Source organism: Arthrobacter sp. TJ-265 (assembly GCF_058269135.1).
This window is the reverse complement of the sequence record NZ_JBZCND010000001.1, coordinates 489,144-502,325: the sequence shown is the minus strand read 5'-3', so window position 1 is coordinate 502,325 and position 13,182 is coordinate 489,144. Positions and strand designations below refer to the sequence as shown.

Annotated in this window: 15 protein-coding genes; 10 read left to right on the top strand and 5 right to left on the bottom strand. The window is 70.0% G+C overall.

Annotated features, from left to right (window positions below; translation table 11 throughout):
- Nucleotides 1-60 precede the first annotated feature (60 nt).
- On the top strand, nt 61-762 hold the full coding sequence (locus tag AC4D2E_RS02430; protein WP_104166189.1) for an HAD family hydrolase: 702 nt from the start codon (nt 61-63) through the stop codon (nt 760-762).
- A 33-nt stretch (nt 763-795) separates the two neighbouring features.
- Here AC4D2E_RS02430 and AC4D2E_RS02425 read toward each other — a convergent pair whose 3' ends face one another.
- Nucleotides 796-1,089: a DUF503 domain-containing protein gene (locus tag AC4D2E_RS02425; RefSeq protein ID WP_490951553.1), complete on the bottom strand. Its 294-nt coding sequence runs from the start codon at nt 1,087-1,089 to the stop codon at nt 796-798.
- A 35-nt stretch (nt 1,090-1,124) separates the two neighbouring features.
- Nucleotides 1,125-2,141 carry a LacI family DNA-binding transcriptional regulator gene (locus tag AC4D2E_RS02420; protein WP_104166194.1) on the bottom strand — a complete coding sequence of 339 codons (1,017 nt, stop codon included), beginning with the start codon at nt 2,139-2,141 and terminating at the stop codon, nt 1,125-1,127.
- Nucleotides 2,142-2,319: 178 nt separating this feature from the next.
- Here AC4D2E_RS02420 and AC4D2E_RS02415 point away from each other — a divergent pair, with 178 nt between their 5' ends.
- The 4 genes from AC4D2E_RS02415 (at nt 2,320) to AC4D2E_RS02400 (ending at nt 4,415) form a co-directional block, all read left to right on the top strand.
- Complete coding sequence (locus AC4D2E_RS02415) at nt 2,320-2,709, top strand: hypothetical protein (protein WP_490951552.1); 390 nt, start codon at nt 2,320-2,322, stop codon at nt 2,707-2,709.
- 30 nt (nt 2,710-2,739) lie between these two features.
- A complete protein-coding gene (gene ybaK, locus AC4D2E_RS02410; protein WP_490951551.1) occupies nt 2,740-3,255 on the top strand; it encodes a Cys-tRNA(Pro) deacylase in 516 nt (171 codons plus the stop codon).
- Between the two features lie 99 nt (nt 3,256-3,354).
- Complete coding sequence (locus AC4D2E_RS02405) at nt 3,355-3,777, top strand: GNAT family N-acetyltransferase (RefSeq protein WP_490951550.1); 423 nt, start codon at nt 3,355-3,357, stop codon at nt 3,775-3,777.
- Complete coding sequence (locus tag AC4D2E_RS02400) at nt 3,774-4,415, top strand: GNAT family N-acetyltransferase (protein ID WP_258069758.1); 642 nt, start codon at nt 3,774-3,776, stop codon at nt 4,413-4,415. Before AC4D2E_RS02405 ends, AC4D2E_RS02400 begins: the two co-directional genes overlap by 4 nt.
- On the opposite strand, the gene AC4D2E_RS02395 is transcribed toward AC4D2E_RS02400, so the two are convergent.
- On the bottom strand, nt 4,316-5,152 hold the full coding sequence (locus AC4D2E_RS02395; RefSeq protein WP_490951549.1) for a PhzF family phenazine biosynthesis protein: 837 nt from the start codon (nt 5,150-5,152) through the stop codon (nt 4,316-4,318). The genes AC4D2E_RS02400 and AC4D2E_RS02395 overlap by 100 nt on opposite strands.
- Before the next feature lie 30 nt (nt 5,153-5,182).
- On the bottom strand, nt 5,183-6,637 hold the full coding sequence (locus AC4D2E_RS02390) for an APC family permease (protein WP_104166201.1): 1,455 nt from the start codon (nt 6,635-6,637) through the stop codon (nt 5,183-5,185).
- 185 nt (nt 6,638-6,822) lie between these two features.
- Between AC4D2E_RS02390 and AC4D2E_RS02385 the strand changes: the two genes are divergently transcribed.
- From AC4D2E_RS02385 to AC4D2E_RS02365, 5 genes are all read left to right on the top strand, one after another.
- Nucleotides 6,823-7,269, top strand: a complete 447-nt coding sequence (locus AC4D2E_RS02385; RefSeq protein WP_104166203.1) for a VOC family protein — start codon at nt 6,823-6,825, stop codon at nt 7,267-7,269.
- 306 nt (nt 7,270-7,575) lie between these two features.
- Nucleotides 7,576-9,639: a beta-galactosidase gene (locus AC4D2E_RS02380; RefSeq protein WP_490951548.1), complete on the top strand. Its 2,064-nt coding sequence runs from the start codon at nt 7,576-7,578 to the stop codon at nt 9,637-9,639.
- Nucleotides 9,617-10,555: a carbohydrate ABC transporter permease gene (locus AC4D2E_RS02375; RefSeq protein ID WP_490951547.1), complete on the top strand. Its 939-nt coding sequence runs from the start codon at nt 9,617-9,619 to the stop codon at nt 10,553-10,555. The genes AC4D2E_RS02380 and AC4D2E_RS02375 overlap by 23 nt, the downstream gene beginning before the upstream one ends.
- Nucleotides 10,556-10,650: 95 nt before the next feature.
- Nucleotides 10,651-11,484 carry a carbohydrate ABC transporter permease gene (locus AC4D2E_RS02370; protein WP_104166796.1) on the top strand — a complete coding sequence of 278 codons (834 nt, stop codon included), beginning with the start codon at nt 10,651-10,653 and terminating at the stop codon, nt 11,482-11,484.
- 85 nt (nt 11,485-11,569) lie between these two features.
- The gene (locus tag AC4D2E_RS02365; RefSeq protein WP_490951546.1) at nt 11,570-12,904 is read left to right on the top strand and encodes an ABC transporter substrate-binding protein; all 1,335 of its coding nucleotides are present in this window, start codon (nt 11,570-11,572) and stop codon (nt 12,902-12,904) included.
- Nucleotides 12,905-13,018: 114 nt separating this feature from the next.
- On the opposite strand, the gene AC4D2E_RS02360 is transcribed toward AC4D2E_RS02365, so the two are convergent.
- Nucleotides 13,019-13,180, bottom strand: a complete 162-nt coding sequence (locus AC4D2E_RS02360) for a hypothetical protein (RefSeq protein WP_490951545.1) — start codon at nt 13,178-13,180, stop codon at nt 13,019-13,021.
- Between the last annotated feature and the right edge of the window lie 2 nt (nt 13,181-13,182).

Sequence of the window (13,182 nt, the reverse complement as noted above, 5' to 3'; positions counted from 1 at the left end):
CGGGGTCCGCCCGTTCCTAGACTCGATCGGGAGCACATCCACTCCAGCGGAAGGCAGCACATGGCAGACGGCACCAGCACAGCAGCGGACCCACGGCACGGGGTGCTGTTCGACGTCGACGGCACCCTCGTCGACTCCAACTACCAGCACACCATGGCCTGGTGGCAGGCCTTCCGGCGGTTCGGCCACGACGTGCCCCTGGCCGAGATCCACCGCGCCATCGGGATGGGCGGTGACAAGCTCGTGGCGCACCTGCTCGGCGACGACCGCGACACGGACCAGGACGCCGAGCTGGACTCCACGCACAGCGCCCTCTTCTCGAGCTACTGGCCGGGCCTGCGTGCCTTCGAGGGCGCCGGCGACCTCCTGCGCCGCTGCGCCGACCACGGGTTGACCGTGGTCCTCGCCTCCTCCTCCTCGCAGCAGGAGGTGGGCGTCTCCCGCGGCATCATCGACGCCGACGATTCCATCAGTGCGGCCACCAGCTCGTCCGACGCCGAGAACAGCAAGCCGTCCCCGGACATCCTGCAGGCCGCGCTCGAGGCCGGCGGGCTCGACGCGGCGAACACCGTGTTCGTCGGCGACTCGATCTGGGACGTCAAGGCGGCGGCCGAACTGGGGATCCCGACGGTCGGCCTGGCCTCGGGCGGCACGAGCGAGGCGGAGCTGCGGGAGGCCGGCGCGGTGGAGGTCTACAAGGACATCCGGGCCCTGCTCGACGCCTTCGAGGACGGACCGCTCCGCCGGCTCGCGGCCTCCTGACGGGCTGCTGAGGACCGCCGGAGGGCCCGCACCCTAGTCCTCGCTGGTGAGGAGCCGTCGCCGGGCACTGAGGAGGTCAACCTCCGGCCTCGCCGCGACGTACCGCTCCACGCGGTCCAGGACGTCCACCACGTGCTGCCGGTCGGCGCCGACCAGGCCGACCCCGACGACGGTGCGGCGGTGCAGGTCCTGGAGGCCGACCTCCGCGACGGACAGCTCGAACTTCCGGCGGAGGTCCGCGACGAGCGGGCGCACCACCGACCGCTTGCCCTTCAGCGAGTGCACGTCGCCGAGCAGGACGTCGAACTCGATGAACCCGATCCACATGAGCGTCCTCCTCGTCGTGCCCCTCCCCTGCGGGGTCAGGCCGAATCGCGCCAGACGACGGTCGTGTCGAGCACCTGGACGGGGCTCGGCAGGCCCCGGATCTGGGCCAGCACCAGTTCCGCCGCCGTGCTGCCCAGCAGGTCGGCGGGCTGCCGGACGGTGGACAGCTGGGGCCTGGTCCTCACGGCCCAGCTGCTGTCGTCGAAGCCGACGATCCCGACGTCGTCGGGCACCTTCCGCCCCGATTCCTGAAGCGCGGTCATGGCACCCGCAGCGACGGCGTCCGAGGCTGCGAAGACGCCGTCGATCTCCGGGCAGCGGCGCAGCAGCTCCTGCATCCCCTCGAGCCCCGCCGCGTAGGTGTAGAGCGGGTATTCGACCACCAGGGACGCGTCGAAGCGGTCCCCCATCGCGTCCCGGAAACCCGTGAAGCGGTCGTACCCGGAGTCCCGGTCCAGGGCGCTCGCGATCATGCCGATCCTCCGGCGCCCGGTCGCCATGAGGCGCCGCGTGATCGCGCCGGCCGCGGCGACGTTGTCGATCGCGACGTACGGCAGGTCCGGAGTGCCGGGCGGATGGCCGACGAAGGCGGCCGGCACGCCGATGTCGCGCACCGCCGAGGCGATCGGGTCGGAGGCCCGCGCGGAGACGATGACCGCGCCGTCCACGAGGCCGCCCCTCAGGTAGTCCGCGACCCTGCGGCTGTCCCGGTCGGAGTCGATGATGAGGGAGACGAGCTGGTAGTCCGCCCGCGAGAGCACGGCGTTCGCCCCGAGGAGGATGGACCCGATGTTGGGGTCCTCGAACAGGAGCGAGTGCGGCTCGTGGATGATCAGGGCGATCGCCCGCGACTCCTGGGTGACGAGGTTCCTGGCCGCGGAGTTCCGGACGTAGCCCACCCGCGCGATCGCCTCCTCGACGGCGATGCGCGCCTCGTCGGACACGTAGCGTTCGCCGTTGACGACCCGGGACACGGTCCCCCGGGAGAGCCCTGCCGCGGTCGCGACGTCATTGATGGTCGCCCGGCGAGCACGGGTGCGGATCGGGGGCATACGTGTACTGTAGCCGAGCGTTCACGGGCTGTTTCCGCAGGAAGGAGTACCGACCTAGTACTGTGGGGGAAGTTGTCCAGAAGAGGGCGGCTGTTTCTCCGGTTCTCCCTCCCGTCGCCCGGGCCACCACGCCGGGCACCCTGCAGCGGAGCACCCTCCCCGATCGGGGCGTGCAGCAATGACCGACCAGGAAGCCCTTCTTCCGGACCCTCCCGCGGACGAATCCCCGCGCCACACACCCACGGCGCACCTCGACCGATTCCTCCGGGCCGCCACCACCGTCACCACCGACGGCGCGCTGGTCTCCCTCGACGAACTCGAGGGCCTCTACATGTACTGGTGCTCCCGGACCGGCCAGGACCCCTCGGCCACGGAGGACCTTGTCGACGCCCTCGAGCAGCAGGGCGTGGAACCCGTCACCCACGACGGCGTGGACTACGTCGAAGGGCTCGTCCTGACCGGCGTCCTCATGACCGACTTCATCGTCGAGTGCGAGTTCACGGGCAGCTGGGGCGTCCCCTCGGCACACGAACCGGCGACGGCGCTGGACGCCGGGACGGCGTCCTAGCACGCACGCGCCACGACAGGCGGGAGTGATGTGGGCAGGAAGATCACGGGACCACGCGGCACGCCCGCCCTCGCCGCGCTGACGGCCGCGGCCGTCCCCTTCACGACGCATCCGTACACCCACGGGGAGGGCGTCTCCTCCTACGGGCTCGAGGCCGCCGCAGCGCTCGGCGTCGAGCCGGAGCGGGTCTTCAAGACCCTGATGGCGAGCGTCGACGGGACGCTGGTCGCCGCCGTCGTCCCCGTCAGCGGTTCACTGGACCTCAAGGCCCTGGCCTCGTCGCTCGGCCGGCGGAAGGCGGCGATGGCCGATCCGGACGCCGCCCGGCGGCGGACGGGCTATGTTCTCGGCGGAATCTCCCCCATCGGGCAGCGGCAGGCATCCCCCGTCGTCGTCGACCGCTCGGCGCTCGACCACGCGACCGTCTTCGTGTCCGGTGGCCAGCGGGGCCTGGACATCGAACTGGCCCCCGCGGACCTCGTCGCCGTCACGCACGCCCTGATCGCCCCGATCGCGGGCACGCGACGCCGGTCCGCGGAGCTGTGACGCCCTGCCCGGGGCGAGGAGGGAGCGCCGACCGGTTCCTGTTCCACGGTGCCCTGCGTGCACGGTGGCGAGGACGGGGTGCAGGGGTACGGTGGATCGGTGAGGATCACCGCTGATGACGCCCCTCCCCTGGACCGGGTGCTCACGCTCTACGACGCCGTGGGGTGGACGGCCTACACGCGTGATCCCGACAAGCTCGCGCGGAGCCTGGCGGGGTCCCACCTGGTCGTCACGGCGTGGGACGACGACGGCGGACTGATCGGCCTGGCGCGCACCGTCTCCGACGGGGAATCGATCTGTTACATCCAGGACGTCCTCGTGCACCCGGCGTCCCGGCGCCGCGGGGTGGCACGCGCCCTGATGGAGGAGATCCAGGGGCGCTACCGCCACTGCATGTTCGTGGCCCTGAGCACCGACGCCGGCGGGACGGAGGACGCGGCGCGCTCGCACCCGTTCTACCGTGCGCTGGGCTTCCAGCCGCACGACGACCTCCGCCTCGCGGCGTTCGGCTACCGGCCGTGAGCGGGCCCGTGGGTGCGCTGCTGCCCGACTGGCCGGACGTCGCGCCGGCCGTCGGCGACGTGGTCCTCCGACGGGTCGAGGACAGGGACTCGGGCATGGTCCGGGACCTGGCGACCGATCCCTACGTGCCCCTGATCGGCACGCTCCCTCCGCTGGCCGGTGAGCAGGAAGCCCTCGCCTACATCGCCCGCCAGCGCCAGCGGCACCCGGAAGGTACGGGCTTCTCCTTCGCGATCGCCGACGCCCGCTCCGACGAGGCGCTGGGCGTCATCGGCCTGTGGCTGCGCGACTACCCCCTGGGGCGAGGCCAGGCCGGATACGCCGTCGCCCCCGCCGCTCGCGGTCGCGGGACCGCGACGGACGCCCTGCGGGCGCTGACCTCGTTCGCGTGGACCCTGCCGGGCCTCCACCGCCTGGAACTGCACATCGAGCCGTGGAACGCGGCGTCCGTCGGCGTCGCCCGCCGGGCCGGCTTCAGCTACGAGGGGATCCTCCGCAGCTACCTGGAGATCGGCGGTGAACGGCGCGACCTCGCCGCCTACGCGGTGATCCGCACCGCGCCGCCGGAGACCGTCAGCCCCCCGGCCACCGGGATGCCGACCGTGATCAGGGACGGGCGCCCGACGTCGGAACCCTGATGCACCGTCAGGGTGGCCGGCGGGAGGACCTCGCCGCGCGCCCGCAGATAGGCGCCGAGGGATGCCGCCGCGGAACCGGTGGCGGGGTCCTCCCGGACGCCGCCCGGCGGGAAGGGGTTGCGGGCCTCGAAGACGTGCGGGCCGATCCGGTGCACGACGGCGACCGTCGCCCCCCAGCCCTGGGCGGCCATGAGCGTCCTGAGGCCGTCGTAGTCGTAGTCGAGCGCGCGCAGCACGCCCGCGTCGCGGACGGGCACGATCGGGTGGATGTTGCCGGCGAAGGACAGCAGGACGGGCAGGTCGGTCGACAGGTCCTCCTCGGCGAGCCGGAGGTGGCGCAGCAGGTCGGCGCGGCAGCCGGCGTCGATCCCGTCGACCCACGGTTCGACCGTCTCGAGGGACGCGACGAGGCGACCGGCCACGCGGTCCGTGGTGAGCCCGAGCACTCCCACCGGCGTCGAGAGGGCCAGCGTCCCCGGTCCCTCGCGTTCGGCGAGCGCGACGCCCGTGGCGATCGTCGCGTGGCCGCAGAAGGGGATCTCCGCCTCGGGGGCGAAGTAGCGGACCGTGGCACGGCCGGGCAGGCGGTCGGAGATGAAGGCGCTCTCCGCGTAGCCGAGCTCCGCGGCGATGGCCTGCATCTCCCCGGACGTCAGGCCGTCGGCGTCGAGCACCACACCGGCGGGGTTCCCGCCGTCGGGCCGGTCGGTGAACGCTGCGTAGCGGAGGATCTCCATGCAGCCGATGCTAGCGCGGCTCCGGGCCGGTCACCCGTCGATCGCCGCCGGATCCCCCGTGGGGGTGTTGGTCCTCCGGTTGATCAGCCAGGTCACGAACCAGAGCACGACGCCGATCACCATGAGGCCCCCGGCGATCTGGTACTGGATGATGTCGCGCCCCACCCAGGGGCCGGCGAGGAAGAGGCACAGGACGGCAGCCACGGCGGGAAGCGGGCCCGGGGAGGTGAAGAACACCTTCCGGTTGACGTCCCGCTTGCGGCGCAGCACCAGGCACGCGATGTTCACCACGGTGAAGACGCACAGGAGCAGGAACGCGGTGGTCCCGGAGAGGTTCGCGACGATGTTGCCGTCCGGGTCGCTGGTCACGTAGAGGATCAGGCCGAGTGCCAGGACCGTCGAAAACACGATGCCGGCCCACGGCGTGCAGCGCACGGGGAGCACCTTGCCGAGCGGTCGGGGCAGGACGCCCTGCCGCGCCATCCCGTAGATCAGGCGGCTGGCCATCAGCATGTTGATCAGGGCGGTGTTCGCGACGGCGAAGACGGCGAGGAAGGGGAAGATCTGGTCGATGGGGAAATCGGGCGATCCCTTGTGCACCACCTCGAGCAGCGCGGCACCCTCCGCCTCCCGGATGCCCTCCAGCTCGGTCGGACTGAGCACCGTGACCACCGACACGGCCACCAGCATGTAGAAGAGCACCGCGATCCCGAGGCCTGTCAGCATGGTCCTGGGGAAGATGCGCTCCGGGTTCTGCGTCTCCTCGACCATGTTGACGGAGTCCTCGAAGCCCACCATCGCGAAGAAGGCGATCGAGGTGGCGGCGGTGACCGCCAGGAACAGGCCCTTGTCCTGGTAGTCGGTGAAGACGAAGACCTGGCCCACGTTGCCGGTGCCCTGCGCCATGGCGAGGAAGCCCACGCCGATGACGATGCACAGCGCGGCGACCTCGATGAGCGTCAGGACGACGTTGAACTTGACGCTCTCGCCGACCCCGCGGAGGTTGATCAGGGCGAGCAGGACCATGAACCCGAGGGCGACGGCGGTGAGCGCCCCCTGCCCCGGCGTGTCCGTCCAGCCGTTGACCACGAAGCCGCCGAAGAGGTTCTGGGCCAGCACGTTGGCGGAGGTCGCGGCGCTGGTGATGCCGGAGCAGACGACGGCGAACGCCACCAGGAAGGTGACGAAGTGGATGCCGAACGCCTTGTGGGCGTACAGGGCGGCCCCCGCCGCCTGGGGGTACTGCGTCACGAGTTCGAGGTAGGAGAACGCCGTCATCGTCGCGACGACGAAGGCGAGGAGGAACGGGAGCCACACGAGCCCGCCGACCGTCCCCGCCATGGTCCCGGTGACCGCGTAGACCCCGGCTCCGAGGATGTCACCCACGATGAACAGGAGGAGCAGCTTCGGCCCGAGGACCCGCTTGAGCTCGGGTTCCTCGCGGGTGGCGGATGCTTCGGACACGTGCTCTGACGAAGTACTCATGGACGGCCTCCCCGTAGTTTTCCACCTCACTGTCGACCTGTTCAGCCTGCTTCGCAAGGGGTGGACAGGAATGCGTCGGACACCGATGATTTCCCGGAGAAGTTCGCGTCCAAGAGGTACAGGGGCTCACAGGAGCCCCGGAGCACGCACCGGATCACCACCGCCCACGAAACAGGAGAACGGCCATGGCCACGAACGTCTTCATCAACCTCCCCGTCAGCGACCTCGCGAGGTCCAAGGAGTTCTACACGAGCTTCGGCTGGACGCTGGACCCGAACTTCTCCAACGAGGACGCCGGCTCAGTGGCCATCAGCGACACCATCTTCCTGATGATCCTCACCCACCAGCACTGGACGCAGTTCACGGACAAGCCTGTCGCGGACGCCCACGCCACCTCCGCAGTCATCAACGCGATCAGCGTCGACGCGCCGGAGGAGGTCGACACCCTCGTCGAGCGGGCCGTCGCCGCCGGAGCCGCCGAGAACAAGTCCCAGGAGCTCGGCTTCATGCGCTCGCGCTCCTTCTCCGACCCCGACGGCCACGCATGGGAAGTGATGTGGATGGACCCCATCGCGCAGTCCGGCGACTGGGAGGCCGTCCAGGCCAAGTACGGCGACCAGCAGCTCACCTAGGCCTCCGGCGCCTCGCTGCGCAGCGTCGCCGGCGCCGTCGTCCCCGGTCCTCGCCCCCTCGGGCAGCGTGTCGCGCCGCGACACGCTGCCCCCTCCCGGGCGGAAGGACGGGGACGACGGCGCCCTGCTGATCCGCGGCACCACCTCCGGCGTTGACAGCCAATGTGACCGTGATTACTCTGGGAACGTTCACAGATTCTCAACGGAGAGCTTGGTAGCCATTTCTGGGAGCGTTCACAGAACGCGCCCGCGGCCTCTCCTGCGGCCCCTGCCCGAGAATCGGCACCGCAGCACCGAGGAGCAGGCTTGGCACACACCACCACCGTCGCAGGACTGTCCGGCAACGGGCAGCTCGTCTATGGATGTGATTACAACCCGGAGCAGTGGGACCCCTCCGTCTGGGTGGAGGACGTCCGCCTGATGAAGGAAGCCGGCGTCAATCTCGTGGCCGTCAACATCTTCGGCTGGGCGGAACTGGAGCCGGAGCCGGGCGTCTTCCGCTTCGGGAACCTCGACGCCGTCATGGACCTCCTCGCCGAACACGGCATCGGGGTGAACCTGGGCACCGGGACGTCCTCGACCCCCGCCTGGCTCACCACCGCCCACCCGGAAATCCTCCCCCGCGCTGCCGACGGCACGGCCCGCTGGCCGGGCGGCCGCCAGGCGTTCTGCCCCAGTTCCCCCGTCTACCGCGAGCACGCCCTCGCGCTCGTCCAGCAGGTCGCCGCCCGCTACGGCAGCCACCCGGCGCTCCGGCTGTGGCATGTCTCGAACGAGCTCGGCTGCCACAACTCGCTGTGCTACTGCGACGTCTCGGCGGAGGCCTTCCGCGGGTGGCTCCGCACGCGCTACCAGAGCCTCGACGCCCTCAACGCGGCGTGGGGGACCGCGTTCTGGAGCCAGCGGTACTCGGCCTGGGAGCAGATCCTGCCCCCGAGGCTCACGCTCTCGGCGACCAACCCGACGCAGACGCTCGACTTCAACCGCTTCAGCTCGGACGAACTCCTCGCCCACTACTCGGCCGAGGAAGCCGTCCTGCGGGCCAACAGCGCGGCTCCCGTCACCACGAACTTCATGGTCGCGGCCCATATCCGCAACCAGGACTACTGGACCTGGGCGCCCTCGATGGACGTCATCGCCAACGACCACTACGTGGATCACCGCCTCGACGCACCGCGGGCCGAACTCGCCTTCACCGCGGACGCCACCCGCGGGCTCGCGCAGGGCCGGCCGTGGCTGCTCATGGAACACTCCACCGGTGCCGTGAACTGGCAGCCCCGCAACATCGCCAAGGGTCCGGGAGAGATGATCCGCACCTCGCTGACCCACCTCGCCCGCGGCGCGGACGGCCTGTGCTTCTTCCAGTGGCGCGCGTCGCTGCAGGGCAGCGAGAAGTTCCACTCCGCGATGGTGCCGCACGCCGGGACGGACTCGCAGATCTGGCGCGACGTCGTCGAACTCGGCTCGTCGCTGGTCAAGCTGCGCGAACTCGCGGGCACCACCGTGCACGCGGACGTCGCGCTCGTCTTCAGCTGGGAGGCCTGGTGGGCCCACGACCAGGAATCGCACCCGTCCGGGGACGTCCGCTACATCGAGCAGGTGCACGCCGCCTACAAGGCCCTGTGGGACGCCGGCATCACCGTCGACGTCGTGGCACCCGGCGCTGACCTCTCCGCCTACCGCCTCGTGGTGGTCCCCAACCTCTACCTGATCCGCGACGAGCACGCCGCGATCATCAGCGACTTCGTGGCCGACGGCGGATCCGCCGTCGTCACCTTCTTCAGCGGCATCGTCGACGAGAACGAGCGGGTGCGCCCCGGCGGCTACCCCGGAGCGTTCCGGGAGCTGCTCGGCCTCCGGTCCGAGGAGTTCTTCCCGCTCGACCCGGCGCACCCGCTCACCCTCGACAACGGCTCCCCCGCGTCCCTCTGGTCCGAGGCGGTCCGCCTCACCACGGCCGAGGCCGTGCTGAGCTACGCGACCGGCCACCACGCCGGCGGCCCCGCCGTCACCCGCAACCGCTTCGGCGCGGGCGCGGCCTGGTACGTCGGCACGGTGCTCGACGGCGGTGTCCTCCGGGACCTGCTGCTGCGTGCCGCCGTCGCCGCCGGCATCCCCGTTCCCGAGGTGCAGTCCGGTCTCGAGACGGTCACCCGCCGCGGCAACGGACACGAGTACCTCTTCCTCATCAACCACGGCACCGAGGACCGCAAGCACCGGGTCAGCGGCCTGGAACTGCTGACCGCTGAGGCCGTGGCCGACGCCGTCGTCGTTCCCGCGGGCGCCGTGCGCGTTGTCCGTACCACCCCAGTTATCCCCACCGACGGCTCCGCCCCGGGCCGAAAGGATGCAGGAAATGACCGTCACTAACACTCCGGCCGAGTCCCCGAAGGTACGCCCGGCCGCGCGGAAGAGCCGCTCGTCGGGAGCCCAGCGGCGCGCCGTGGCCATGTTCATCGGCCCGTTCGCGCTGCTCTTCGTCGCCTTCTACGCCGTCCCGATCGTCTACGCGATCATCCAGTCGCTGCTCACCGTCGAGCGGGAGGGCACCTTCGGCGCACCCCAGCAGGTCTTCGGCGGCCTCGTGCAGTACCAGCAGGTCTTCCAGAACACCGCCTTCTGGCAGTCCGTGGGCCGGGTCCTGCTGTTCGGCGCCGTGCAGGTGCCCGTCATGCTCGGCCTCGCCCTGCTGTTCGCGCTGCTGCTCGACTCCCCGCTGCTCAGGGGCAAGAAGTTCTTCCGCCTGGCGTTCTTCGCCCCCTACGCCGTCCCCGGCGTGATCGCCGCCATCATGTGGGGGTTCCTGTACTCGCCGTCGCTCTCCCCGTTCGGCGCCGTGACCTCGAACGTCGACTTCCTGGGCGCCGAACTCGTCCTGTGGGCCATCGCGAACATCGTGACGTGGGTCTACGTGGGCTACAACATGCTGATCATCTACGCGTCCCTGCTCGCGATCCCCCACGAGATCTACGAGGCGGCGCGGCTCGACGGCGCCAGCAACATCCAGATCGCCTGGCGCATCAAGATCCCCCTGGTGGTCCCCGCGATCATCCTCACCGCGGTCTTCTCCATCATCGGCACGCTCCAGCTGCTGGCCGAACCGCAGACCCTGCGCAGCTTCAGCTCCGCGATCAGCAGCACCTACACCCCGAACCTCGCGGTCTACACCACGGCGTCCATCCCCAACTACAACCTGGCCGCCGCGTTCTCGGTGGTCCTGGCGCTCGCCACGTTCATCCTCTCCTTCGTCTTCCTGAAGGCCACCCAGCGGAAGGTATCCCAGTGATGGCAGCCCCAGCCACCGCCCCCAAGCGCCCGCGCGGCGGGAGCACGACGGCGCAGAGCGCCGAGAACCGCGGACGCGGGCCACGCCAGAGCATCATGTCCCGCAGCGCGGCGATGCTCGTCATGGGTGTCTTCACCCTGTACTTCCTGACCCCCATCTGGTGGCTGCTCACCACCTCGACCAAGACCGGCGGGGAGATCACCTCCACGGCGCCGCTGTGGTTCACCGCGAACTCCTTCGCCACGTTCTTCGAGAACCTCGGCCGGCTCTTCACCTACGGGGACGGTCTCTTCGGCCGGTGGCTGCTGAACTCCGCCCTCTACGCCGGCGTGGGTGCCCTCATCGGGACAGTCATCGCGGCCATGTGCGGCTACGCCCTCGCGAAGTACGAGTTCCGGGGACGCGAGGCGATCTTCAACGTCGTGCTCAGCGGCGTCCTCGTCCCCGCCACCGCGCTGGCCCTCCCCCTGTTCCTGATCTTCAGCCGGGTGGAGCTCACCAACACCATGTGGGCCGTCTTCCTGCCGAGCCTCGTGAGCCCGTTCGGTGTGTACCTGGCCCGGATCTACGCGGCGGCGAGTGTCCCCAACGAACTGCTCGAGGCCGCGCGCCTCGACGGCTCCGGGGAGGTGCGGACGTTCTTCAGCCTGTCCACGCGCCTGATGGCGCCGGCCCTGGTGACCATCTTCCTGTTCCAGTTCGTCGCGATCTGGAACAACTTCTTCCTGCCGCTCATCATGCTGCGTGACCAGGTGCTCTTCCCCGTGACCCTGGGGCTGTACGCCTGGAACAGCCAGATCAGCCAGATCCCGGAGCTGCGGTCCCTCGTGATCGTCGGAGCGCTCGTCTCCATCGTCCCGCTCATCATCGCCTTCCTCGCCCTCCAGCGGTTCTGGAGCAGCGGTCTCGGCGCCGGCAGCGTCAAGTGACTCCCCTGATCTTCCCGACCAGCACCACAGGTGCGGGGGCGTCCGCCTCCACGCCGCACTGCTCAATCAACCGATAGGAAAGACAATGCGCGCGCATTACGGAAAAGTCACCGCGGCCTTTGCCATGATCTCTGCGCTGGCTCTCTCCGGCTGTTCAGCCGGCGGAGACAGCTCTGAAGCAGGTGGCGAAGCAGCCCCCTGCGAGGTCTCCGACGGGCCCGTCGAACTGACCTTCACCACCTGGGTTCCCGGTATGGACAAGGTCGTCGACCTGTGGAACGCGGACAACCCCGACATCCAGGTCGACGTGCAGACCGGACCCAACGGCAACTCGGGCACGTACCAGAACTTCTTCAACCAGATCCAGGCCGGCAACGCTCCGGACCTCGGCCAGATCGAGTACGACGCCCTGCCGAACTTCCGCGTGCAGGACGGCCTGGAGAACCTCGCAGGCTGCGAAGGCGTCGCCGACGCCGAGGACCAGTTCGTCGACTGGACTTGGGGCCAGGTCACCTTCGGCGAGGAGGACGCCGTCTACGCGATCCCGCAGGACAGCGGCCCCATGGCCATGTACTACCGCGCGGACCTCTTCGAGCAGGCCGGCATCGAGGTGCCCACCACCTGGGAGGAGTACGCCGCAGCGGCCGAGCAGATCAAGGCCGAAGGCTCCTACATCACCAACTTCCCGAAGTCGGACGTGAACTGGTTCGCCGGCATGGTCTGGCAGAACGGCGGCCAGTGGTTCGCGAACGACGGCGAGAGCTGGGACGTCAACCTGACCAGCCCCGAGTCCGAGGAGGTCGCCACCTACTGGCAGGACCTGCTGTCCAAGGACCTCGTCTCCACCCTGCCGTCCTTCTCGGACGAGTGGAACGCGTCCTTCAACGAGGGCCAGCAGTGGACTTGGGTGTCCGCGGTCTGGGGCGCGACGACGCTCTCGACCGGCGCTCCCGACACGGCCGGCAAGTGGGCCGTCGCCCCGATGCCGCAGTGGGAGGACGGCGGCGAGGCCGCCGGTAACTGGGGCGGCTCCTCGACGGCCGTGCTGAAGGGCTCCGAGCACCCGGCCGAGGCCGCGAAGTTCGCGCTCTGGCTGAACACGGACCCCGAAGCACTGGCCCTCGCCAACGAGCTCGGCGGCCTGTACCCGGCGGCGAAGTCCGCGGCGGACCTCGAGTCCTTCGCCGGCGGCGTCGAGTACTACGGCGGACAGAAGATCTACGAGGTCTTCTCCGAGGCCTCCGCCAACGTGAACCCCGACTTCACCTGGGGCCCCACGATGACGCAGACCTACACGGACGTCTCGGACGGATTCGGCGCTGCCATCGGCGGCTCCGGCACCCTGATGGACGCCCTGGAGAACGGGCAGCAGAAGACGATCGACTCCCTCAAGTCGCAGTCCATCCCGGTCTCCGAGTAGTCGCCGGCGGTTCCCGCCACAGTGATCACGAAGCGCCGCGTCCCGGAAGGGGCGCGGCGCTTCGCGCGTCCGGGGCGCCGCCGATGCGGTGGAGAATCCCGCGGAGGATGCCGGCTATCCGTCCTGGCCGCTGGTCGGCCCGGACCCGGTGTCGTCGGCGTCCCCGGTCTCCTCGGTGTCCTTCTCCTCCACGACCCGACCGTCGTGGACCCGCTTCAGCGAAATGCCCTCGAGGTATGCGGGAACGGGCGGATCCTTCTCTTCATCAGCTGTCATGG

What these genes read in the sequence shown, in the direction of transcription:
- AC4D2E_RS02430 (WP_104166189.1), top strand. Translation starts at nt 61, where the DNA reads ATGGCAGACGGCACCAGCACAGCAGCGGACCCACGGCACGGGGTGCTG.
- AC4D2E_RS02425 (WP_490951553.1), bottom strand. Translation starts at nt 1,089, where the DNA reads ATGTGGATCGGGTTCATCGAGTTCGACGTCCTGCTCGGCGACGTGCAC.
- AC4D2E_RS02420 (WP_104166194.1), bottom strand. Translation starts at nt 2,141, where the DNA reads ATGCCCCCGATCCGCACCCGTGCTCGCCGGGCGACCATCAATGACGTC.
- AC4D2E_RS02415 (WP_490951552.1), top strand. Translation starts at nt 2,320, where the DNA reads ATGACCGACCAGGAAGCCCTTCTTCCGGACCCTCCCGCGGACGAATCC.
- AC4D2E_RS02395 (WP_490951549.1), bottom strand. Translation starts at nt 5,152, where the DNA reads ATGGAGATCCTCCGCTACGCAGCGTTCACCGACCGGCCCGACGGCGGG.
- AC4D2E_RS02390 (WP_104166201.1), bottom strand. Translation starts at nt 6,637, where the DNA reads ATGAGTACTTCGTCAGAGCACGTGTCCGAAGCATCCGCCACCCGCGAG.
- AC4D2E_RS02385 (WP_104166203.1), top strand. Translation starts at nt 6,823, where the DNA reads ATGGCCACGAACGTCTTCATCAACCTCCCCGTCAGCGACCTCGCGAGG.
- AC4D2E_RS02375 (WP_490951547.1), top strand. Translation starts at nt 9,617, where the DNA reads ATGCAGGAAATGACCGTCACTAACACTCCGGCCGAGTCCCCGAAGGTA.
- AC4D2E_RS02370 (WP_104166796.1), top strand. Translation starts at nt 10,651, where the DNA reads ATGTCCCGCAGCGCGGCGATGCTCGTCATGGGTGTCTTCACCCTGTAC.
- AC4D2E_RS02365 (WP_490951546.1), top strand. Translation starts at nt 11,570, where the DNA reads ATGCGCGCGCATTACGGAAAAGTCACCGCGGCCTTTGCCATGATCTCT.
- AC4D2E_RS02360 (WP_490951545.1), bottom strand. Translation starts at nt 13,180, where the DNA reads ATGACAGCTGATGAAGAGAAGGATCCGCCCGTTCCCGCATACCTCGAG.